Below are 22,226 nucleotides of genomic sequence, written 5' to 3'. Positions count from 1 at the left end.
CAGCAAAGATGAACATCGAGAAACTGCTCGGAATCAACATAAACTCTTGTGAAAAGTTCAGGGGACAGTTGAAGTAAAGGAGTTTTATGCTGCCGGTATTATCTCAATCAGTGGTTGATAAAGCAGCATAAACGGCATCTGCAATTTTTTTGGAAGTTGCAGATGTCACATATTACCTAAAAAAAGGGGTGATAAATAAATGGAGAAAAAAGAAGGAATTGACTGGCATCACGCAGAGCAGTGTTCCAAAGTGGTTTGTGATACCGGGGGCGACAGTGGGCTTGAGCGGTCTATCGACTGGAAACAGGGTCTTGCAATTGCTGTAGGTGTACCTCTGCTGATCTTGCCATCAATTGGATACTTTGCTGGTTATCTGTGGTCAGCTGCTATTATTGTCTGGGGTCTTTCCGTATTCCAGGGATTCATGCAGAATCTGGCTTATGGTGAACTTGCAACAGCTTTCCCAAAGGCATCCGGTCTTCCCGGATTTGCACAGAATGTTTTCAAAACACCAAATTATAAAGGAAAATATGACAAAAGTAAACTTATAGGTGGATTTAGCGCATGGAGCTACTGGTTCGCCTGGAATCCCGTACTTGCTATCTTTGCTATCCTTGTAGGTTTTTACTTGCACAGTCTTTTCCCTTCACTTGCCAGTACTTTCAGTGAATATCAGCTTTCATTGATTGCAGGTATTATTATATTCGGCGGTCTTATACTTGTTAACTATCGTGGTGTTTCAAGTGGCGCAGTGGTAGGTTATATTCTCGCAGCACTCGCATTTATTCCACTGATTATAATTGCAGTGGCACCTTATATAACAGGTGATTTCGTAATTACAAATATCACAAGCACCTGGTTGCCAACTGATTGGGTATGGGACCTTCATCACATTCTGATATTGCTTGGTATTTTTGCAATGGCACAGTGGAGTGCATGTGCATGGGAAACAGCAGCTATCTATGGTCCTGAATACAAGAACCCGGGTACTGATGTACCAAAAGCTCTCTTCACCTGTGGTGCGATTTGTCTTCTGGCATTTGTAATCGTACAGACCACAGTTACCGGTGTACTTGGTATCGATGGTATTGCCAACGCACCAATCGATCCTATGCTTCCTGTTGCACAGGCAGCTCTCGGTGACATGGGCTCAACGGTTGCTATTGTAATGCTCATTGCAGCAATGGTCCTTATCATCCAGACCGCTTACCTTGGTTCTGCAAGAGCAATGCACTCAATGGCAGTTGAAGGAAACCTTCCAAGAGTATTCGGTAAAGTGAATGCTCATGGTACTCCTATATTGGCAATGGTCGTTATTGGTGTCTTTAACCTGGGACTCATTTCAATGGGTACTCCAACAGCTATCCTTGCAGCATCCGCTATAGGATATGTTTGTGCAAACGGTATCAGTCTCTTTGCATACGTAAAGGCAAAAGCAGACCCACATCTTGCAGGTCTTGACAGACCTTTCAAGGCACCAGGTGGCTGGAAAAATGTTTCACTAATGTTTGGTCTATTCAACCTTCCTCTCTGTCTGATCGGTATCATTTACCTTAACAGTGTCGAAGGCAGCTGGTTCTCTACTGGTGTTGGAATTCTTGTACTGGCTCTGTACGTACCCATGTGGTATTATTCACAACATGAAAATCATGTTGCGAAGCAGGTGGAACCGCAAAGTGCATAAAGTCAGAAAATCCTGGCAGTGGCACTGAAAAGTTCACTGCAATATGTTTTTATTTTCGCATAACCTCCAATTATGCAAAATAGCAAATCTGGCAATTTACCCGGAAAAATCAGTAGGTTGCCAAATACTTTTTTAATTTTTGTGGAGTTCGCTTCAAAAAGATAAATACTACTTCGCACAATGATGGTATGAAAGGTTTGCCTGGAGTTTAGAGAACTCTCTGATGAATGATGGAAGTATATTTACCGTTTTTTTACCACCATAACCAATATGAAAGAAAGAGAGCTGATGACCGTAAGGTAATCAATGGTATCCTCTTTGTTCTGCTAACTGGTTGTAGATAGAAGATATGCCCGATCATTATGGGCTCAAACTTAACTGCATTGAGAAGACTAAAAAGGCGGTATAAGGAAGGTATTTAGAATCTGATTATGAAATACCTGTGTGATTCCCCGCTATCAAAAAGGCAAAATTTTAATTGACACTGTGCATGTTGATGTCAGTTTTATCTAAACAAAAAAGTATGAGCCCAGTTTTGAAATGGGTTCATGTTTAAGAGATATTTTCTGCTTTATCTTTAAAATAAGAGAACAATTCTTTGCTCCACTTCAACGCATTATTGTCAAAGCTCATAAGGATTGTGTGGTCATAATGTCCCTGGTTATTAAAGAAACAGAGAAAAAGAAATCGGTCTGTGGTAACCAGTGTTGCCAGGCCTGTCATCTCGCTTGACACAAACATCTCAGTGTTCTCAAAACTCATTAACTTCTTTATATCTTCTGAGTAATCCTTTTCCATTCTCTCACGGACAGAATTTGTTGTAACCAGGGAAAAATCTATTCCTTTTTCGGCAAGACTGGAGTAAAGGGCTGGATATTCAGGATGGAAATAAGCGTTAAAAGCCATAACATAACTGGATTTAGTTATGTTTTCTGTAAATTCTTTAGGAAATTCAAAAAGGTAGTTAAGGTCAGGTTCAATAATAACGCAGTTTCCGAGTTCACCGAATCTCTTCAGTATGGATTCAGGGATGCCATTAAGATTACGATTCAGCCAAAAATTGCTGTTCTCTTCAAAAACGTCCACCGCATTTAAAAGGGGCAGCATGTTTGCTACCAGCACTTTCCCCATATTGGTTAAGATGTAATAATCTCCATTCTGAATGACAAGGCCGTGTTCCTTGAGTTTCTTGATCTGGGGAATAAGAGCTGTAGAAGTAACATTAAGACTTGTTTTTATTTCTTCACGGCTTTTTTCCCCTTCCATCAGAAGAAGCAGAACATTCTTCCGTTTTTCCGAATTAAGGATTATGTCTATTAATGAACTTTTCATTCAAACCAACTGTTATATATTTAACATTATGACGTATGGACTTAATGGGACTTATCAACGATTATGCATTGTTATTGCAGGTTTTGTCCTGCTCATCTTTTTCCATTTGATGTCTATAGAGTGCTATTTCAATGTTGCTTTTCAGGTCATTTGCCTTGAATGGCTTAACTATATACCCGTAAGGTTCTGTTTTTTTGGCTTTTTCAAGGACTTCATCATCTGAATATGCAGTGAGATAGATTACCGGGATGTCGAAATTTTTACGGATTTCCCCAGCAGCTTCTATTCCGTCCATGTCCCCTTTAAGTCTCACATCCATTAATATGAGATCAGGGAATGTTATCTCTGCCATCTTTATAGCTTCTTTCCCTGTTGTAACTATAGCTGGCACAGTATATCCAAAACTTTTGAGTTTCTTCTTTATATTAAGACCAATGATACCTTCGTCTTCTACCACAAGAATTTTTATATCTTCCATGAGTTCACCTGAAATTTTATCATTTTAAAGTTATCCTGAATTCTGTGCCTTTGTTTCTATCAAGTTCAATTATACCATCTATCTGGGATGTCAGGGTGGTGACCAGTTGCAATCCCAGAGAATCTGTCTCTTTGAAATTAATGTTTTCCGGAAAGCCGGTACCATTGTCCCCTACAATTAATGTCAACTCCTTGTTTTCAAGGCTCAGTTTAACATATATTTCCCCTTCTTTTTCCTGCTTAAAAGCATGCTTGAATGAATTCGAAACAAGTTCATTTACTATCATCCCAAGGGGAATGGCAGTATCCATGTCAAGGAAAGTGGGTTCAACATTCATTTTAATTTTAATGTATTCTTTATTGACAGCGTATGAATATGAAAGCTCATTAACAAGCTTCATAAGATAATCGGAAAAATCTATGCTTTCCATGTCCTTCGACCTGTAAAGTTCCTCATGCACCAAAGCCATTGATATCACACGGTTCTGGCTTTCCTTGAAAGCCTCAATAACCTCTTCATCCTCAAATTTATCGGATTCAAGGTCAAGCAAACTTGAAATGACCTGAAGGTTGTTCTTTATACGATGATGGATCTCTTTTTTCCTTATTTCTTCTATTTTTTTGCGTTCATCTATCATCTCTAACAGAGTTGCCCTTGTTTTTTCTATTCCCTTGGTCAGGATAAGGAAATCACCATCTCCATATACCCGTACATTCCTAGAGAAATTATTGTTCTGTATTGCAGTAAGCACCTGATTCGAGTCTTTTATGATAATATCGAGTAATTTGGCGAAGTTATCCAGTGTATTTGCAAGTTGTCTGAATTCCCCATGGACATTTAAGTGAGATCTTTCACCAAGTTCTCCTTTTGCAAGTGCATTTGTAAGCCTTACAGTGTCACGAATAGGTGTTATTACTGCATCCAGTATTTCATTGAGGCCTTTGGGAATCTCTTTGAAATCAGTTTCAACATTTGTTTCAGCTCTCGAGTCAAGATTTCCCATGACCGCATCTTTTGATATATTCTTAAAATCGTTAACTATGTTATTGATAGGTTTTGTAAAGGACAATGCTATCAAATAAGATATAGCGGCCATGAAAATTACGGCCGCAAATGATATTTGCAAAAGCTTGTTGCTAAGGGTGTTCACACCTGCAAACATTTCCTCTTTTGGAATGACCAGAATAAATGAAAAATTACCTGTTCGTATTGGTTCGTAAAACATTACTATATTTTTTCCGGTAATGGGGTCGATAGTTTCAATGTGACCATTTTTTCCCTTTCCGATGTCATCCGCAACTTTTGAAAAGTCTTCATTGTTGAAATCATAAAGTGTTTTTTTCCCGATCCAATCTTTATTAGTGGGGTGTGAGACCAGAATGCCAGTATTACCGGTCATGAAAGCATAGCCGGTGTCAAATGCTTTTACTTCGCTGATAGCTTCGTCCAGATAATTCAGCGAAACATCCACTCCCCCGATTCCGATGAATTCATTATTTTTCATGATTGGGTAAACATGACTTACGATGAACACACCTTCGTAATAATAGGGTTCTGTTAGTACTTCATTTTCTGTTTTTTTTGGTAATTGGTAGTAATCCAGTGTTTCATAATTCAGAAGAGGATTAAGTGTGATTGACCCTGTAATTTTATTCCAGTAAGGAATAAATCTTCCAGTGGAATCATGTCCCGGAGAATTCACATATAAGTCATCATTACCATCAAAGGCATCTGGTTCATAGGCAACATATGTACCAAGCAAATGAGGATGTTCTACCAGCATGTTGTAAAGCATATCATTTGCTTCTTCCCTGCTCATAGAGTCATAGCTACCAATACTTAAGGCCATGGTTTCTGCAATAGCATGATTTGTTTCCATATCTCCATTGAATTCGCTGGCGTAGTTCTTTGCCATCTCTATGGATTGCTGGTAGGCAAGTTCCTCTTCCTGGGTGGTCACTGTAGAAATGGTCATTGCAGTACTTGCTGCAAGTACAAGTAAGGTCCCTGTGACTATATACAGAATAAGTTTGAGTTTCAGTGACATGTTTTTCAATTTACTTTGTAAAGCCTGCAATCTGTTTGTTATTGCATTTATCTGCAATGTTTTATTGTGTTAGTAATAGGTTAGAATTGTTTGACTTTAAAATACACGCTTATTAAAATTACAATAGCTTTGAAGTAATATAATACCGTTGTATTTGTCTTTATTGAAGCCAATGATGATGCAGAAAAAAATGGCAATGCTTGCAGAACCCGGACATACAGTTCGAATTTAAAGGTGTATGTGTTCATTTTGATATCATTGCCGAAACAGAGTTGTTTGGATGCAATATAAAAGCCGGTACACAAGAACAGTAACTATCAGTTATTGGTCTTGCAGTTATGTGGAGTCATCGTGTTGATGGTATAAGTGTTGATAAAAATGTAGATGGTGCAGCTGCTGTGAGCAAGACACTCACTCCAAATCTCCAGAAAATGATAAAAGTGGCAAAGAGTTACAATTATTGAAACCATTGTAGAAGATCCGTTTAATTTCTCCGGGCTTAAATTTTCTGATGAATTGCACCCTTCCCAGAGAATCTATTTATCTACTATTGTGCTAAAACAAAAGAAAAAATATTTTGTCATTATGTGATCTCTCACATAATAGAAAGCTATGTTGAAAACTAGGTTCAAAGCCCGTTACAAAACAGAATGCCATGGGCATCATGAGAAAGATGGTAAATATGGACAATATCAGGGATTATATCAGTGATTTTTTTGGATTTATTAAAAAGGCTACAACAGCAGTCCAGACGGTGGATGCTATAAGAGAACGTCTGGATTCCGAAGGTTTTTTAGAATTGGATATGAATGAACCATGGACGTTGAATGCTTCACGGAAATACTATCTTACACCCTATCCCTCCATGCTGGTGGGTTTTACTATCGGAAGCGGTGAATCTCTGAGAAAAGGGGTAAAGATGATCGCTGCCCATACAGATAGTCCAGGATTCAGGATAAAACCCAGTCCTGAAGTAAACAGTCAGGGAATGTTGACACTGAATGTGGAGCGCTACGGCGGACCTATTCTGAATACATGGTTCGACCGTCCTCTCTCCATTGCCGGAAGGATAGCAGTGAAGTCCGATGAAGTGTTGAAACCGAAAGTGATCCATCTGGATATTCAAAGACCGATACTCATCATCCCTAATCTTGCTATCCATATGAACAACGAGGTCAATAAAGGTGTGGAAATCAAGGTGCAAAAAGAAATGCAACCTATTTTAACCCAGTTGATCGAAGATGAGATCAAGGAGAATTATCTGTTGGATCTGGTTGCTGAGGAAGCAGGGGTCGCTTGTGAGGATATTCTGGACATGGACTTGAATGTCTATTGTAGTGAAGAAGGTATATTGGTAGGAGCTAAAGAGGAATTCATCTCTTGTCCTAGAATCGATGATCTATCCATGGTGTATACTGCTATGGAAGCTCTTGTAGAATCGAAGCAAAAAGACGGAATTAGCATGGTGGCATTCATGGATAATGAAGAAATTGGCTCCAGGACCAGACAAGGCGCTGACTCGGTGATGTTGGGCACAATTTTGGAAAGGGTCCTTACGGGAACGGAACAGGAATTCACCCGTCAGGTGATGAACTCCTTTGTGATTTCGGCTGATGGTGCTCATGGATTACATCCCAATTACAGTGAAAAGACCGATATTACCAATAAGCCTGTAATGAACAGAGGAATAGCTATTAAGATTAGTGGCAATCGTTCCTATGCATCGGAAGTGGAGACAATTGCAGCTTTTCAGCAACTCTGTGACAGAGCCGGTGTGAAATATCAAAAGTTCGTGAACCATTCAGATCAGCCAGGAGGAACGACTCTGGGTCCGTTGCTCAGTAAATATCTGCCTATTCATGTGGTCGATGTAGGAGTGCCGATGCTGGCAATGCATTCAACCAGGGAATTGATGGGCAAACAGGACTTCCTGGATTCCATTGAGATATTCAGGACATTCTTCCAATTGGAGGAATAATACAGAAAGATCGTTGATTTCTTCGGGTTAATTTTTCTGGTGAATTGCATCCTTTCCCGGAGAATTTTTTGTTTTTCCTGTCACTCAGTTTTTCTGTGAATAAATGAATCTGAGAAAGTTCAATGGAATATCATGTACATTAAAAGGGTGTTAAGATTTAGTAAATCCAATTAGCATCTAAGATAAGAGATTAAAAGAAAACAAAAAAGATTTTGTCATTATGTGATCTCTCACACAATGAAACACAGATAATGGCGGAAACCCCGGGAATTTAACCCGACTGAACGGATTTAGAGTCCATTCGATCAACCTGATCCGATTTCCAAGATGATTCTCTTCTTTATGTTATTAGTTACTAGGAATTGCTAGTATTTATATTTTTGTCATTACAAATAGCATATCCTTCTGAGAGTGTCGAATAGATGCGTTTTCAATCTGGATTTCTTCCTTGAAAAACACAATCTAAATATAGTAGAAACAAAGAAATAGAAAATGAAGGTCAATTATGTCTTCATTTTCCCGTATATGAGATTCCGGTTCCAAGGAAAATGAGTTTTGTTTCGATAGGAGCCCCGCCTTCTTCGATCATTGTGATATCCTCTCTTTTGATTTCGATACTAACATCTTCTGCTTTGATATCTGAGTCTTTCATATATTCAAGTATTAGTTTCTTCCCAAGCTCCGTTGCGTATTCGACAGCTTCTGAGTAAAGTGGGAACTCCTTTCTTTCCATTGGAGAGAAAACCAGAACAGTCCTTTTTGTTTTTTGGTAGAATGATTTGATAAGTATCTCTATGGTCTTGACACCTTTTCCTACAAGAGCTCCTACTGCATTTCCCACATCTGCGTGTTCGGGAACTATAATATTCGCATCTATTAGTTTCTTGAGTTCTTCAACATAGGAATGCACAGGTCCGCCCAGCAGCACCACCGGGACATTCACTTTGAACTGTGAAAAGAACTCACCGCGAATTATTTTTTCGATCTCAGATCTGTCAACACCCTTGAACATGAAACTCATAAGGTCAAGTGCCATGTTGATGGCTACTTCCTTTTTGATATGCAGGCAAAGCTCATTTTCATCCATGGGTGTGAGTCTTGCAAGGATCTTTGCACCGGTAAGTGAGGCTTCACGGTTCCATTTTGTGTATTCTCCAAGTACATGCAATACATCGGTAGGTGTGAAACCTATCGCCTGGACAAGCCTTTTCTGTATCAGTGAATCTACATGGTCTGCAGACATTGGCTTTCCGATCTTCCAGAAAATATCATTGATGGAAACAGGTTCATTACCTATTGTTCCAAGAAGCTCCTTTTCAAATGTACTGAGATTTACTGCCTCTTTGCCTGTTCTGACAAAGAATTTCGTGGGTTGGATATTTTCAGCAAGCTGCACTCTTGAAGGTGTTCTACCGGATATGAGCTGTTCCATGAATCCAGGATATTTCACAGCAGCAAGACAGAGAGGTATCACCCTGCGTGGTCCGATATTGACTCCTCGGTTCTTGATCCATACATGGCTGTCCCCGCCCATTGCGGAAGTTTCCATGCGTATGGCTTTGACCTTTGTCTGCCAGCCGCCAACTATTGCTCCAGTATCGACAAGTTCAGGCAATCCATTATGATTCAGTGAGACATCGGTACTTGTTCCTCCCACGTCGATAACCGCACACGTATCATTATTAGATAGGAAGGAAGCTCCCATCAGACTGGCAGCAGGCCCTGAAAATATGGACTCTATGGGTTTTTCCATGGCTTCATGGATACCTATCACAGAGCCATCACATTTGAGCATCATGAGTTTCGCATCGATTCCGCGTTTCTCAATATCAGTGAGAATAGCATGGATGAACTGGTCTGCTATGGGAAGGAGCTGTGCATTCAGATATGCTGTAACACCCCTGTCATATGCTCCCAGATCCTGCGAGAGCTCATGACCGCAAACTATTGGCAGTCCTGTAAGTTCAGTGAGCAGGTCCTTTACCTTTTTTTCATGGTCAGGGTTTCGGATACTGAAATATGAGGAAACGGCAAATGCGGATACTCTATCTTTTACTTTCATGGCATATTCCCTGACAGTTTCAATATCGAGAGTCTCATCTTCGGTTCCTGTAACATTGTGTCCGCCTTTCACTACGATGTAATCACTGATTGGCGTATTTGCAGGCAGGGTGTGTTTGCCTATAAGAATGAGAGCAACAGGATACCCTGTTTTCTCAAGTATAGTATTGGTGGCAAGTGTTGTAGATACTGATACCAGTTTTACCTCAGTCAGGTATTTGCTGTCAAGCCCGTCTATGGCATTCTCTATACCTGTCAGCAGGTCCGGATAGGTGGTAAGTGCCTTGTTCGAGTCGATAACTTTCCTATCTGAATTCCTGACGATCACCGCATCTGTGTAAGTTCCACCGGCATCTATTCCAAGACTGTACTGCATTTAATCTACCTCCACTATTGTTCTGCTTTTTCTTGCCTGGCCAATTCCTGAGAAAATGAGTTTTGTTTCCACAGGGATTCCTCCTTCGTGCGTAACAATATCATTTCGATGCATATCGATAATTACTTCATTGGTATCCATTCCTGAGTCGGCCATGTAGTTCATAATGAGTTTACTTCCCATTCCTTCACCAAACTCCAGGGCTTCATGGTATGATGCAAACTCTTCTCTTCCTCCTGGGAAGAAAGTAACAAAAGATGATGTTTTCAGATTGTATTTGGATTGAGTGTAGTTCGCTTTGATTAGTATCTCAAGTTTTTTTGTGCCTTTTCCTGCAACAGCACCAACTGCATTTCCCACACTACAATGATCTGGCACCAGTATTTGTGCATCTATGAAGCCTGCAAGTTCTTCTGCATATGCTCTGACAGGTCCCCCAAGAAGGACAACAGGCAGGTCTGCCTTGAATCTTGCAAAGAATTTTCCCCTAAGGACCTTTTCTATCTCTTCTTTACTGATCCCTTCAAGCAGGAAAGAAACAAGGTTTAATGCCATGTTCCTGGCTACATCCTTTTTTACCCGGATGCAAAATTCATCTTCATCGGTTCCGGAAAGTGCTGCCAGTATAGCGGCTCCTAGTAAAGATGCTTCCATGTTCCACTGTTTATATTCTCCAAGTACATGCAGGGCATCGGTGGGTGTGAACCCTATAGCTTTGATAAGCCTTTTTTGAATTAACAGGTCAAGTGTTCCTGGATTTGGAAGCCTGTTCTCATTCCAGTATATCTCACTGACAGTCAGCGGTCTGTCACCTATTCGTGATAAAAGTTCTTCTTCTACAGGACTGATATCCGGAGCCTCCTGTGCGGACCTGACAAAGAACTTGGTGGGTTGCAGGTTCTCTCCTATCTGGTTACGGAGTATCACCTGGTTTTGCTTGAGTTTGTCAATGATCTCTGGATATTCAACGGCAGCAAGGCAGAGTGGGATTACCCTTCTCGGACCGATGTTGACGACATGGTTCCTGACCCATACATGGCTGTCTCCACCCATTGCAGATGTTTCCATGCGTATTGCTTTGACTTTTGTCTGCCATCCTCCGACAATTGCACCTGATTCACTAAGTTGCGGTATGCCCCGATGTATCAGAGAAACATCTGTGCTTGTACCTCCAACGTCTATAACGGCGCAATCCTCATTTCCTGAAAGGTAAGCTGCTCCGACAAGACTTGCTGCAGGTCCTGAAAATACGGATTCTATTGGCTTTTTCAAAGCTTCACTGATGCTGACAACGGAGCCGTCACATTTGAGCATCATGAGTTTTGCATCAATGTTCCTTCTCTCGATTTCGGAACTGACGGCTTCCATGAAATGACTGGCTATAGGGATCAACTGCGCGTTAAGATATGCCGTAACTCCTCTTTCATACGCTCCAAGGTCCTGTGACAGTTCATGTCCGCAAACCACCGGGAGACCTGTGAGTTCAGTTATCAGTTCCTTGATCTTCAATTCGTGTTCGGGGTTACGTACACTGAAGTATGATGAGATTGCAAAAGCAGAAACTTTATTTTTGACCCTGAGAACAAAATCTCTGACAGAGTCCATGTCAAGAGGGCAGACCTCATTTCCGGCACTGTTATGCCCTCCATTTACAAGAGTGAAATGTTCTATCTTTGCCCTGTTTGGTATATCTGTATCATTAACAAGAATAAGTCCGACAGGATAACCGGTTTTTTCAAGAACACTGTTTGTTGCAAGTGTTGTTGAAACTGAAGCATAGCGGACATTTTTAAGATAATGAGGATCCAGTCCATCCAGGGTATTCTTTATACCTGTTAAAAGGTCTGGGTAGGTTGTAAGGGATTTCGTGGAATCGATTATGCTTCCGTCAGAGTCCCGTATAACCACTGCATCAGTATAGGTGCCTCCGGCATCTATTCCAAGACTATAGTACATCAAAGTATCTCCGAGGTGCTCTTTGCCTTTAGGCTATCTTTCTTGAAAACAGTACTTAAGTTCTTCAGGGAATGAGTCATCCCAAAACTAAAAAGTTCGACATATCTTGTTTTTGATAAAGACATCTATAACCCTCAAAAAACAAATTTAATGTAGAAACATTGCTCCTTTTTGTTTTAGTGGAGGTAAAACGAAGGAGCAATTGAAGGAGGTAGAATTTCTACAGAGATTCTTTGTCATGATATAGACCCAATTTAAATCAAGACAATTTGTTTAACCTCATTTTACCTTATGACATTTCTAGTATTTATATTTTTGTATGATGGACCATTATTATAACAATTGACTGATGAAGATGATATCTCTACTGATACTGTTTCTTGTTTTACTTATTTAAAATAATGACTATGAAATTACAAAGAAACATATATATAGTGGAATCGTAAATGCTTCATTGTTTGTGTTGCATTCTAATTTAACACAAAAATGCTTGTTCAGTCATATGGCTGGTTTTTTAATAGGAAAGTAAGCTGAAAATAATTCTTGCGTATATATTTTGTGTAGTAGCAATTTTTTTTAATCTCAACAAAAGGGTATCATCATTTTTTAATAATAAAACGACTACAGCTTGATTTTTTTTATATTGTCCATCAGTTTTATGTATGATTAATTGAAAGTTATAACCGATATTGTTATATACAGGAAAACTGCTTCAACTGGCAAATACAAATAATCATCGATATTCACCTATTTATATGACGTTAATTTTGTTCCGGTGAAAAGTATCATTAAAAAAGATGGATTCAAATTAAGGAGCGATATATATTTCAGTTGCTAAAAAGTCAGAAGCAAATAAATCTCACGGGAAGAACGCACACAATCCTGATTTATTTGATAAAAAACTTGAAGCTGTCTATAATAGTAGTCCGGTAATATCTTTCCTGTGGAAAGCAGATGGAGACTGGCCAGTTGAGTCTGTATCTGGGAATGTCATTCAATTAGGTTATGCTCCTGAAGAATTTCTATCAGGGGAGTTACTTTACGGAGACATAGTCCATCCTGATGATCTTGACAGAATACATTTAGAAGTCAAAAAACATTCTGAGAAAAAGAACACATCCTATTTTTCCCTCAATTATAGAATAATTACAAAAACAGGTGAAATACGCTGGGTAACTGAAAGATCATTTATAAAAAGGGATGAAGAAGGCAACATCACCCATTTCCAGGGTATAATTATTGATAATACTCAACTTGAAAAAACTGAGAGAGAACTTCTGGAAACAGGAAAAAAGTATAAGGTAATATTTGAAAACTCCCCAGTGGGAATTATCTATTTTGATGAAAACGGTCTTATTACTCACTGCAACAAAAGTTTCTCGGATATCGTCGGAGCACCTGTGAAGAAGATAGTTGGCTTCAGTGTTCTTTCATCACTAAATGATGAAAAACTGAGAAATGCTGTTGATGTTGTCTTTTTGGGTAATCCCGGCTATTATGAAGGTGAATATATTTCCAGCATCAGTGGAAAAAGGATGATTATCAAGGCAAATTTCACTCCGGTTATGGATGATGACGGCTCTTTGCTTGGCGGCATCGGAATAATGGAAGATATTGCAAAGAACAAAAAAGATGAGGAATTAATTAATCTGAATGAAATGCGTCTTGAGGCTCTTTTGAAACTCTATCATATGCAGGATTCACCGATTCGTGAAATTTCTGAGTATGCTATTAAAAAGGCTGTAGAACTCACCAATAGCAAAACAGGCTATCTTGAAATATTGAACGAAAAAGAAAATGTGCTTGAAACCTATCAGTGGCCTAATAATCTCAGGGAATATTTGCCTGATAATGAAAAAACCTTTCTCCATCCTGTAAGATCTACAGGTTTCTGGGGTGAAGCAATACGTGAGAGAAAACCCGTAATTGTCAACACTCATTATGATTCGGAACATCTCGATGATGTCTATCCGGGAAAAAAAGAAAAAATGCTTCGACATATAACCATTCCTGTACTTTGCAATGATCAGGTGGTTGCAGTGGCAGGGGTGGCTAATAAACGATTGGACTATGATGAATCTGATGTTCGCCAGTTAAGACTTCTACTGGAAGGTATGTGGAAGCTTGTTCAGTATAAGCATACAAACGAAGTTCTATATGAAGCACTTCGAATGCGCAGGGTACTTGAGTCCATCATGAGTTCGAGCCCTGCAATCGTGTTCCTCTGGAAACCTGAACATGATTGGCCTGTGGAATTCGTATCCGATAACATCGAGCAGTTCGGGTACATTGTTAATGATTTCCTTTCAGGAAAGATTATCTACGGCGATATTATCCATCCTTCTGACCTGCAAAGGGTCCGTGAAGGGGTGGAAAGAGCTTCAAAAGAAGGATTTTCGGATTTCAGTCAGGAATACAGGATACTGACAAAATCAGGTGAAGTAAGATGGGTTGATGAAAGAACCATGCTTCACTACGATGAAGATGGAATAGTGGATTACCTTCAGGGTATCATAGTAGATATAACTGAACGCAAGCAGGCTAATAATTTTATGCGTATCGAGTGCGATCTTGACAATGTTCTGGGTGAGACTGCAGGTCTTGAGCAAACATTTGAGAAACTCCTCAATTTCACACTCGAAGCCAAATCAATAGATTCCGGTATTATATACCTGATTGATCCGATTTCCGGTGATTTCGATGCTGTAGCTTATCGTGGCCTTTCTGAAAGTTTTGTGACTTCACTGTTCCATTTTGGTTCTAATTCTTTAATGTCACGTCTTTTCACCACAGGTTATCCTGTATACAAATATTTCCATGAGATCAATGTAATGATGCGTAATGAGAACCTTGATTATGAAGGGTTGCAGGCAATGGCATTCATACCTGTTAAATTCAATGATTCGCTTGTTGCAGCTATTATTCTTGGTTCCCATACTGAACTGGAGATACCGGCAAACTCAAGAAATCTTATTGAGACAATTGCAAACCAGGTAGGTATCATAATATCCAGAATGAAAAAGGATTCAGGTAATCAGAAAAATAAAAATAACCTTAATTCCCTGCTTGATGCCCTCGATGAGCTGGTATTTATCATGGACATTGAGGGACGGATACTTCATATAAATGAAGCCCTGATTAGAAGCCTGAACTATTCCGAAAAAGATCTTGAAATGAAAGATTTCCTCATGCTTTATCCTGAAGACTGGGAAAATGATGTTCTTTCAACTCTTGATGAGATAATGGCAGGTAAATCATCGACAAGCGAGATTCCTCTTGTAAGCAGAGAAGGGATTCTTGTGCCGGTCAAGTCAAAGTTCACAGTTGGTGATTGGGGAGGACAGGATGTCCTCATTGCCATTTCTTCAGTTATAAAGGAACCAGGTGCTTAATAGCAATCCTGTTCAACGTTCCTGTTCCCAACACCGAGTACAACAAGTTTTGTTTCCATTGGTGTTTTCCATCCCAGTGGAACTATTTCTTCTTTTTTAACATCTATTTTGATATGGTTTGAATCAAGCCCGGCATCTTTCATGTAATTAAGGACCGTAGTTTCGCCCATGGTAATTGCATAGTCTAATGCTTCCTGATATTCATAGAAATTACTTTTCCCATGTTCGGAGAACACAAGGAATTCCCAGTCAGGAGCTGCCATTGATGCAGGTCTTATAAGCACTTCAAATCTTCTAATTCCCTTGGCAGCTAGTGCACCAGCAGCATTTCCTACGCTTGAATACTCAGGAAGAATAATTTCGGCATCCAGTATTTCCTGGATATCGTCTACAAAAGCAGCTACAGGTCCACCAATAAGTACAACCGGGACTTCTACTTTGAATTTTGCAGGTGACTGGATGTCGAATATTTTCCTAATTTCCTTTTTATCTACTCCTTCAAGGAAGAATGATATGAGGTCACATGCCATATTTTTGGCAAATTCTTTCTTGACATGGCTGGCAAACTCATATTTATCCATATCTGTAAGTGAACCAAGCAGCTCAGCCCCTATATTTGCGGCTTCAACATTTCTTTCCGTGTACTCGCCAAGGACATGCAAGGCATCAGTGAGTGTGAAACCGATGGGCTGCAAAAGTCTCTTTTGTATAAGGCTGTCAAGTACTTTGCTGGAAGGGTATTTTTTAATTCGGTTGAATATTTCCGTTGTCGATGTGGGATGCTTTTTTACAGCAGCAAGTATCTCATTTTCCTCATCACTGGCTTCCAATGTCTCATAGTCTGTTCTCAGGTAGAATTTTGTTGGCTGATAGTTGATTCCCAGACGTATCTTTGGAGGAATGGGGTTTGTCTTGAGCTGTTCAAGAAAATCAGGGTAAAGGACAGCAGCCCTGCACAATGGAATGACTCTCCTGGGACCTATGCTGATATCCTTGCCTTTTACCCATATATGGCTGTCTCCTCCCATTGCCGATGTTTCCATGCGTATGGCCTTGACCCTTGTTTTCCATCCGCCTACAATGGCACCTGAATCACTCATTTCAGGAACACCATCGTATATCACTGAAATATCTGTGCTGGTGCCTCCCACATCTATAACGGCACATGTCTCTTTTTTTGCGAGGAATGAAGCTCCGACAAGACTTCCGGCGGGTCCTGAAAAAATGGATTCAATGGGTTTTTTGAGGGCACTTTGAATACCTATGACAGATCCGTCACATTTGAGCATGAATATTTTTGCATCGATTCCCCTGGATTTTATTTCCGCTTCAACGGTTTTCATAAATCTTTCAGTTACGGGTATCAGTTGTGCATTCAGGAATGCTGTAACAGCTCTTTCAAAGGCCCCGAGGTCTTGGGAAAGTTCATAGCTGCAGACTACGGGACAGCCTGTGAGTTCCATTATTAGTTCTTTTGCCCTAAGCTCGTGATCATGGTTTCTGACACTAAAGTATGAGGATATCGCAAAAGCTGAAACCTTATCCTTGACGGACAGGGCAAACACTTTGATAGATTCGATGTCCAGTACATCTGTTTCAATACCATTATGGTCATGTCCTCCGCTAACCTGTAAAAAATATTTGGTTGGAAGTTCTTGTTTGATATCATAATTTCCGATAAGTATCATGGCAACAGGGGACCCGGTACCTTCAAGGATACTGTTTGTGGAAAGTGTGGTTGAAACTGATACAACTTTTACTTTTTTGAGGCATAGGGGGTCCAATCCATCGATGGATTTCTTGATCCCGTCCAGTGGATCCGGATAGCTTGTCAATGCTTTACTGGATTGTACTATAGTGTCGTCATCATCTCTTAGAAGAACTGCATCAGTGTACGTTCCTCCTGCATCTATTCCAAGACTGTAACTCATTTTTGTAAACTCCTTTTCTTATTTCTATTTTTTATTTGTTTGATTGTTGACGAAACATGCTATATATATTCTGTGGTCAGTTTATTAACAGCGTTAACCAAAAAAACACTGTCTAATAAGCTCTGTATTCTTTAATTTTAGATGTTATCCAGGCCCACGTTAGAAATATTTATATATTATTAATTTTAACGGAACTACGTCTAAATGACACAATTAAAAATTATAATTGGTCTTTTTTGCTTTTCCGATCTATATGTTACGTTATTTATATGCTGAAATCTGTTTAAACGGAATTATTATATACTAAAAACGGTTTATTGTCAATAGTAAACTATATGTACTAATAAATTTGTAATTTGTTTGTTTAACATTCTACTTTATTTGGACTGTGTTCAAAATCTGCGTTTATAGGCTTATTTTAGCTATGTAGTTTTTTTTGATTGATGGTAATCTTTATGTACAATGCCTAAAAACCCCGTGTGAGAAAAATATAAATACTAGCTCCGCAAGTAAGCTTTATATAGTAGCTAATTCTACCTATTCTACAGGAACACATCGCTACAATGCATGTACACTTCCTCAGGATATCTGTGAGATATCTTGAAAATTAATTACATTGGAGGTTAAGAAAATGGTAAAACAATATTTCCCAGGTAGAAGTCCATTGGACGGCATAAGTCTGGAGTTATTCTCTGAAGACGATCTCAGAGCTCTACACTATGCTACAATGGATGTCTTCATGAACACTGGTATCCAGGTCTCTGACGCTGAGGCAAGAGCTTTCTTCAAAGAAGGTGGCTGTTTAGTCGATGAAAAAACACAGGTTGTCAAGATTCCTGAATTTGTAGTTAACAGGGCACTGCGTGACTGTCCTTCCAAGTTCGTCCTCTGGGGACGTGACAAGAAGAACAACGTCAAGCAGGAACACAAAGGAAAAGTACACTGGACCTGTTTCGGTACCGGTGTCAAGATGTGCAACTATCAGGCACCTGGCAAGTACACAACCGTTGATTCAACAGAAAAAGATCTCGCAGACACAGCAAAGATCTGTGACTGGGCAGAGAACATCAACTACTTCTCACTTGCAGTTTCCGCAAGGGACTGGGCAGGTAAGGGTGCACAGGATGTCCACGAGACACTGACACCATTGATGAACACAACAAAGCACTTCCACCACATCGACCCTGTAGGGGAGAATGTGGGATACTATCAGGAAATCGCTACCGCATACTTCGGTGGAGATGATGAGGAAGCACGCAAGAAGCCTATATTCTCAACATTGCTCTGTCCTACAAGCCCTCTTGAGCTCGGTGACAATGCATGTCAGGTTATCATAAAGGGTGCAAGGTTCGGAACACCTGTAAACGTACTCAGTATGGCAATGGCTGGCGGTTCATCACCAGTTCACCTTGCAGGTACACTTGTTACACACAACGCAGAGGTACTTTCCGGTATTGTACTGGCACAGCTGGTCAAGCCAGGTGCACCAGTATGGTATGGTAGCTCCACTACAACATTCGATCTTAAGAAAGGCACAGCACCAGTAGGTTCACCTGAACTTGGACTTATCAGTGCAGCTGTTGCAAAGCTCGGTCAGTACTACGGCCTGCCAACATTCGTTGCTGGTTCGTAGGCTGATGCCAAGATACCTGATGGCCAGGCTGGCCATGAGAAGACAATGACCACACTTCTCCCCGCGTTTGCAGGTGCAAACACTCTGTACGGTGCAGGTATGCTTGAGCTCGGTATGACATTCTCACTTGAGCAGCTCGTTCTTGACAACGACATGATCTCAATGACAAAGAAGGCAATGCAAGGAATCCCTGTAAACGAAGAGACACTTTCAGTAGAATTCATTGACCAGGTAGGTATAGGTAAGAACTTCCTTGCACACAAGAGCACAAGACAGAACATCGACCTTCCGTCCAACCCAATGCTCATTGACAGGTTAATGTTCGGTGACTGGCAAATGGCAGGTGCAAAGGATATCGCAACGGTTGCTCATGAAAAAGTCGTTGACATCATGAAGAACCACGAAGTAGCACCAATAGATGCTGACCTGCTCAAAGACATGCAGGCAGTTGTAGAAAAGGCTGACAAGGCATTCAGGGCCAGCATGTAAATAGGAGGTTAAAAAAATGGTAACTAAAGAAGAGATTATCGCAAAGGCAAAAGCAGCGATCTTAGATTTTGATGAAGATGTAGCTGCAGAAGTTGCACAGGAAGCCCTGGACGCAAAAATCGATCCTGTAGAACTTATTCAGGATGGATTCACCGCTGCAATGACAGAGGTTGGAGACCAGTTTGAGGCAGGCACATTATTCCTTCCTCACGTAATCGCGGCATCTGAAGCAATGAGTGCAGGTGTGGCTGTACTGACCCCTGAGCTTGAAAGACTGGGTTCAGAAACTGCAAGCAAGGGTAAGGTAGTTATCGGTACTATTGAAGGTGACATCCACTCCATAGGTAAGGACATTGTTGCAACAATGCTCAAGATCGCAGGATTCAAGGTCATCGATCTTGGAAGAGATGTTAAGATCAAAGATTATGTAGAAAAAGCAAAAGAAATAGGTGCAGATGTTGTTGCATCATCCGCTCTTATGACTACTACAATGGTCAGCCAGATTCAGATCGAGGAGCAGCTCAAGGAAGCAGGTATTCGCGACTCACTTAAAACAATGGTTGGCGGTGCTCCTGTTACACAGGATTGGGCAACCAAGATCGGTGCAGATCTTTACGGAGAGAATGCAACTGACGTAGTAGCAAAACTGAACGCACTATTCTGAAACCTGTATAGTTGTAAGGATGTATCTTACGGTACATCCTTCTCTCTATTATAGTGTTCAGAAGTGTTACTTATTAGATGGGTGCTTTGGGGGATATTATCTTCCCGTTTTTAATACACCCCGAAAGAAGATGTTCATCTATCGGTTGGATTAGGGACTGATGCTGTCCATCTCTTTTGTATATCCCCTCTCAATTCCGGTTTTTCCGGAGGCAATATAAGGCTGTCATTTTGGCAGATCATATTAATGAAGGTTGAAAATTGGAGGTATTAATGTGGATTTGAAATTATTGAAAACACAGGAGCATAAACGCCGAGTAAAATTCGGTTACATGTGGGCCCTATTCTGTGCTGTGCTTTGGGGTTTGTGGTATATCCCCGGTACCGTAGTATGGGTACTTAATCCTTTTGATGAAATGTATGGTGAAATAGCTGCTACCAACGGTGACGGAATGGCACTGGTTATAGTGGCCGTACTTATCACTGCATTCAATGCGTTAACTGTTATGTTAGCTCTTATGGTCTGGAATGGCGCTCTTGGTAAGTTCGGAGAAATGAAGAGAACTTTAAAAGAATTCCATCCATGTTCTAAATGGTTCTTCCTTGCATCTATTTTCGGTGGTCCTATGGCTATATTGGGATCATTTATTGCTATGGGTTTTGTTGGTGGTGCTTTTGCAGCAGTTGCAGCACTTATGTATCCTGTAATAGGTTCTATACTCGCTCAAAAATGGTATGGTGAAAAGATCTCCAAGCGTGCTTTCCTTGGTATTGGTTTCATCATTCTCGGTGGTATCACTATATTCGGTGGCGGTGTGCTTTCGGAACTTGGAAGTGGCAATGTTGCATGGATCGGTTACCTTGGTGGACTTATGGCAGCTGCCGGCTGGGGTATTGAAGGTGCTATCGCAGGTAAAGGTCTTGACATTGCAGAACCTGATGTAGGTCTTACACTGAGGTTTGTTGGTGAGAACATCATCTGGTGGATCATTATTGTTCCTCTGCTTGCTATCGTAGGATTCCCAATGTTCAAGTATGCACTTCTCGCATTCGAACCAATGACACTTCTCGTACTGATCTTTGCCGGTATTACATTTGGTTTCTGTTATGTTACCTGGTACAAGTCTTTCCCACTGATCGGTGTAGGAAGAGGTCAGGGTATAGGAAATCTCTACGGTCTGTTCGCTGTTATATTCATCTTCCTTTTCTTCGGAGATGTTCCTTCATGGACCATTCTGCTTGGAGGTGCTTTGTGTCTTGGAGGTAGTACTATAATGTTCTCTGAGGACACTGGCGAAATGGAATCATTGAGAGGTGATTAAAATGGCAGGAAACAGGCCTATTAAATTCAGAATACTTGAATTGTGCAATGATAATGGTAAATGGAACTACGAGATCGTTAAACAGATTCAGAAAGAGTACAACCTTAAAGGAAATTTTCAGAGGGATTCTATCAATTTCGATATAATCGAGCTGGCTTCGGGTGGTATGATCAAGGATATTGAGGTCAAGGTCGATGAGGATGGGATTTACAAGAAAGGATTCCTTCTACATAAATATGTGCTCACCGATTTTGGAAAGATAAGAGCAGCAGATGCCTGTTTGATGTATGTCTGATGGAGGATTTAAAATGGTACAAACACAAGCCGCAATGGAAGCTTACAATGCTTACTGGGTGAACTCACCTTTACCAGCTGCAGATGTGCTGTGGATGGTAGTGATTCTCGTCATTGCTATAGTTGCACTCTGGCAGGCAAGGACTTTTGTCTCACAGTTCTAAGGAGGAACGAACAAATGAATCTGAAAATAAGTTGAGAGTTGAGTAGATAAGACACAGTGATGTTGAAGGCCGCGTTCTCTTTTTGAACAGGTTTTGTGACTGATCTGTGTCTTTTGATGTTTATTTCCTTATCTATGTCCGAAGGTTGAATAGCGCAATATAATGGAAAAATATAAATACCAGATACTAATGGAAGACATGAGTAACCTTTAAATAGTATCTCCAAAGGCAACATATATATCTATCGTTATTGTATGTTATTTTACTTTCGGGCTATATCCCCTCCAAAACAAGAATCGAATTAGAATTGTGAATTTATCAAAAATCAATGAGGTATTTGAATGAGCAAAGAAGAAATGTTCAAAGAACTTTCAGATGCTGTTATCACATGCAAGAACGATGTTGTAATAGCAGCTGTTGAGAAGG

At 40.3% G+C, this 22,226-nt stretch carries 16 protein-coding genes and 2 pseudogenes; 11 read left to right on the top strand and 7 right to left on the bottom strand.

Translation table 11 applies throughout. The features are described 5' to 3' along the window. Positions 1-8: 8 nt before the first annotated feature. Together QZZ23_RS14735 and QZZ23_RS13260 are read left to right on the top strand one after the other, a co-directional pair. Complete coding sequence (locus QZZ23_RS14735) at positions 9-77, top strand: hypothetical protein (protein WP_366931360.1); 69 nt, start codon at positions 9-11, stop codon at positions 75-77. Positions 78-199: 122 nt separating this feature from the next. Then, on the top strand, positions 200-1,684 hold the full coding sequence (locus QZZ23_RS13260; RefSeq protein WP_292470986.1) for an APC family permease: 1,485 nt from the start codon (positions 200-202) through the stop codon (positions 1,682-1,684). Between the two features lie 552 nt (positions 1,685-2,236). Here the strand turns inward: QZZ23_RS13260 and QZZ23_RS13255 are convergent. The 3 genes from QZZ23_RS13255 to QZZ23_RS13245 all read right to left on the bottom strand — a co-directional run bounded on the left by QZZ23_RS13255 (position 2,237) and on the right by QZZ23_RS13245 (position 5,541). Beyond that, on the bottom strand, positions 2,237-3,016 hold the full coding sequence (locus QZZ23_RS13255) for a winged helix-turn-helix domain-containing protein (protein WP_292470983.1): 780 nt from the start codon (positions 3,014-3,016) through the stop codon (positions 2,237-2,239). Positions 3,017-3,077: 61 nt separating this feature from the next. Further along, positions 3,078-3,494, bottom strand: coding sequence for a response regulator (locus tag QZZ23_RS13250; protein WP_292470981.1), 417 nt, complete (start codon positions 3,492-3,494; stop codon positions 3,078-3,080). 19 nt (positions 3,495-3,513) lie between these two features. Further along, positions 3,514-5,541 carry a histidine kinase dimerization/phosphoacceptor domain -containing protein gene (locus QZZ23_RS13245; RefSeq protein ID WP_292470978.1) on the bottom strand — a complete coding sequence of 676 codons (2,028 nt, stop codon included), beginning with the start codon at positions 5,539-5,541 and terminating at the stop codon, positions 3,514-3,516. A gap of 338 nt (positions 5,542-5,879) precedes the next feature. On the opposite strand from QZZ23_RS13245, the gene QZZ23_RS13235 reads away from it, so the two are divergent. Both QZZ23_RS13235 and QZZ23_RS13230 read left to right on the top strand, forming a co-directional pair. Next, positions 5,880-6,005: a hypothetical protein gene (locus QZZ23_RS13235; protein ID WP_292470974.1), complete on the top strand. Its 126-nt coding sequence runs from the start codon at positions 5,880-5,882 to the stop codon at positions 6,003-6,005. Positions 6,006-6,196: 191 nt separating this feature from the next. After that, positions 6,197-7,519, top strand: coding sequence for a M18 family aminopeptidase (locus tag QZZ23_RS13230; RefSeq protein WP_292470972.1), 1,323 nt, complete (start codon positions 6,197-6,199; stop codon positions 7,517-7,519). Between the two features lie 511 nt (positions 7,520-8,030). Here the strand turns inward: QZZ23_RS13230 and QZZ23_RS13225 are convergent. From QZZ23_RS13225 to QZZ23_RS13215, 3 genes are read right to left on the bottom strand one after another with little or no spacing between them, the layout of a single operon-like run. Beyond that, on the bottom strand, positions 8,031-9,956 hold the full coding sequence (locus QZZ23_RS13225; protein WP_292470969.1) for a hydantoinase/oxoprolinase family protein: 1,926 nt from the start codon (positions 9,954-9,956) through the stop codon (positions 8,031-8,033). Continuing rightward, on the bottom strand, positions 9,957-11,912 hold the full coding sequence (locus QZZ23_RS13220) for a hydantoinase/oxoprolinase family protein (RefSeq protein WP_292470967.1): 1,956 nt from the start codon (positions 11,910-11,912) through the stop codon (positions 9,957-9,959). After that, positions 11,912-12,037 carry a hypothetical protein gene (locus QZZ23_RS13215; RefSeq protein WP_292470964.1) on the bottom strand — a complete coding sequence of 42 codons (126 nt, stop codon included), beginning with the start codon at positions 12,035-12,037 and terminating at the stop codon, positions 11,912-11,914. The genes QZZ23_RS13220 and QZZ23_RS13215 overlap by 1 nt, the downstream gene beginning before the upstream one ends. A 693-nt stretch (positions 12,038-12,730) precedes the next feature. Here QZZ23_RS13215 and QZZ23_RS13210 point away from each other — a divergent pair. Continuing rightward, positions 12,731-13,129, top strand: a pseudogene (locus QZZ23_RS13210) (PAS domain-containing protein); the annotation flags it as partial. A gap of 105 nt (positions 13,130-13,234) precedes the next feature. Then, positions 13,235-15,304 (top strand): GAF domain-containing protein, encoded by a 2,070-nt coding sequence (locus QZZ23_RS13205; protein WP_292470962.1) that lies wholly within the window; start codon positions 13,235-13,237, stop codon positions 15,302-15,304. Here the strand turns inward: QZZ23_RS13205 and QZZ23_RS13200 are convergent. Further along, entirely contained in the window at positions 15,301-17,235 is a 1,935-nt protein-coding gene (locus QZZ23_RS13200) for a hydantoinase/oxoprolinase family protein (RefSeq protein WP_292470960.1), read from the bottom strand. The genes QZZ23_RS13205 and QZZ23_RS13200 overlap by 4 nt on opposite strands. A gap of 631 nt (positions 17,236-17,866) precedes the next feature. Between QZZ23_RS13200 and mttB the strand changes: the two are divergent. The 5 genes and pseudogenes from mttB (at position 17,867) to QZZ23_RS13175 (ending at position 21,800) form a co-directional block, all read left to right on the top strand. Beyond that, positions 17,867-19,357: pseudogene (mttB, locus tag QZZ23_RS13195) on the top strand ([trimethylamine--corrinoid protein] Co-methyltransferase). Between the two features lie 16 nt (positions 19,358-19,373). Then, a complete protein-coding gene (locus tag QZZ23_RS13190; RefSeq protein ID WP_292470958.1) occupies positions 19,374-20,021 on the top strand; it encodes a methyltransferase cognate corrinoid protein in 648 nt (215 codons plus the stop codon). Positions 20,022-20,295: 274 nt separating this feature from the next. Beyond that, positions 20,296-21,342, top strand: a complete 1,047-nt coding sequence (locus QZZ23_RS13185; RefSeq protein ID WP_292470956.1) for a hypothetical protein — start codon at positions 20,296-20,298, stop codon at positions 21,340-21,342. Position 21,343: 1 nt separating this feature from the next. Then, positions 21,344-21,637, top strand: coding sequence for a hypothetical protein (locus QZZ23_RS13180; RefSeq protein WP_292470953.1), 294 nt, complete (start codon positions 21,344-21,346; stop codon positions 21,635-21,637). A 13-nt stretch (positions 21,638-21,650) separates the two neighbouring features. Next, entirely contained in the window at positions 21,651-21,800 is a 150-nt protein-coding gene (locus tag QZZ23_RS13175) for a hypothetical protein (RefSeq protein ID WP_292470951.1), read from the top strand. Positions 21,801-22,226 lie beyond the last annotated feature (426 nt).

Origin of the sequence: Methanolobus sp. (assembly GCF_016278385.1) — an archaeon.
Classification (GTDB): Archaea; Halobacteriota; Methanosarcinia; order Methanosarcinales; family Methanosarcinaceae; genus Methanolobus.
This window is presented reverse-complemented; position numbering and strand designations above follow the sequence as displayed.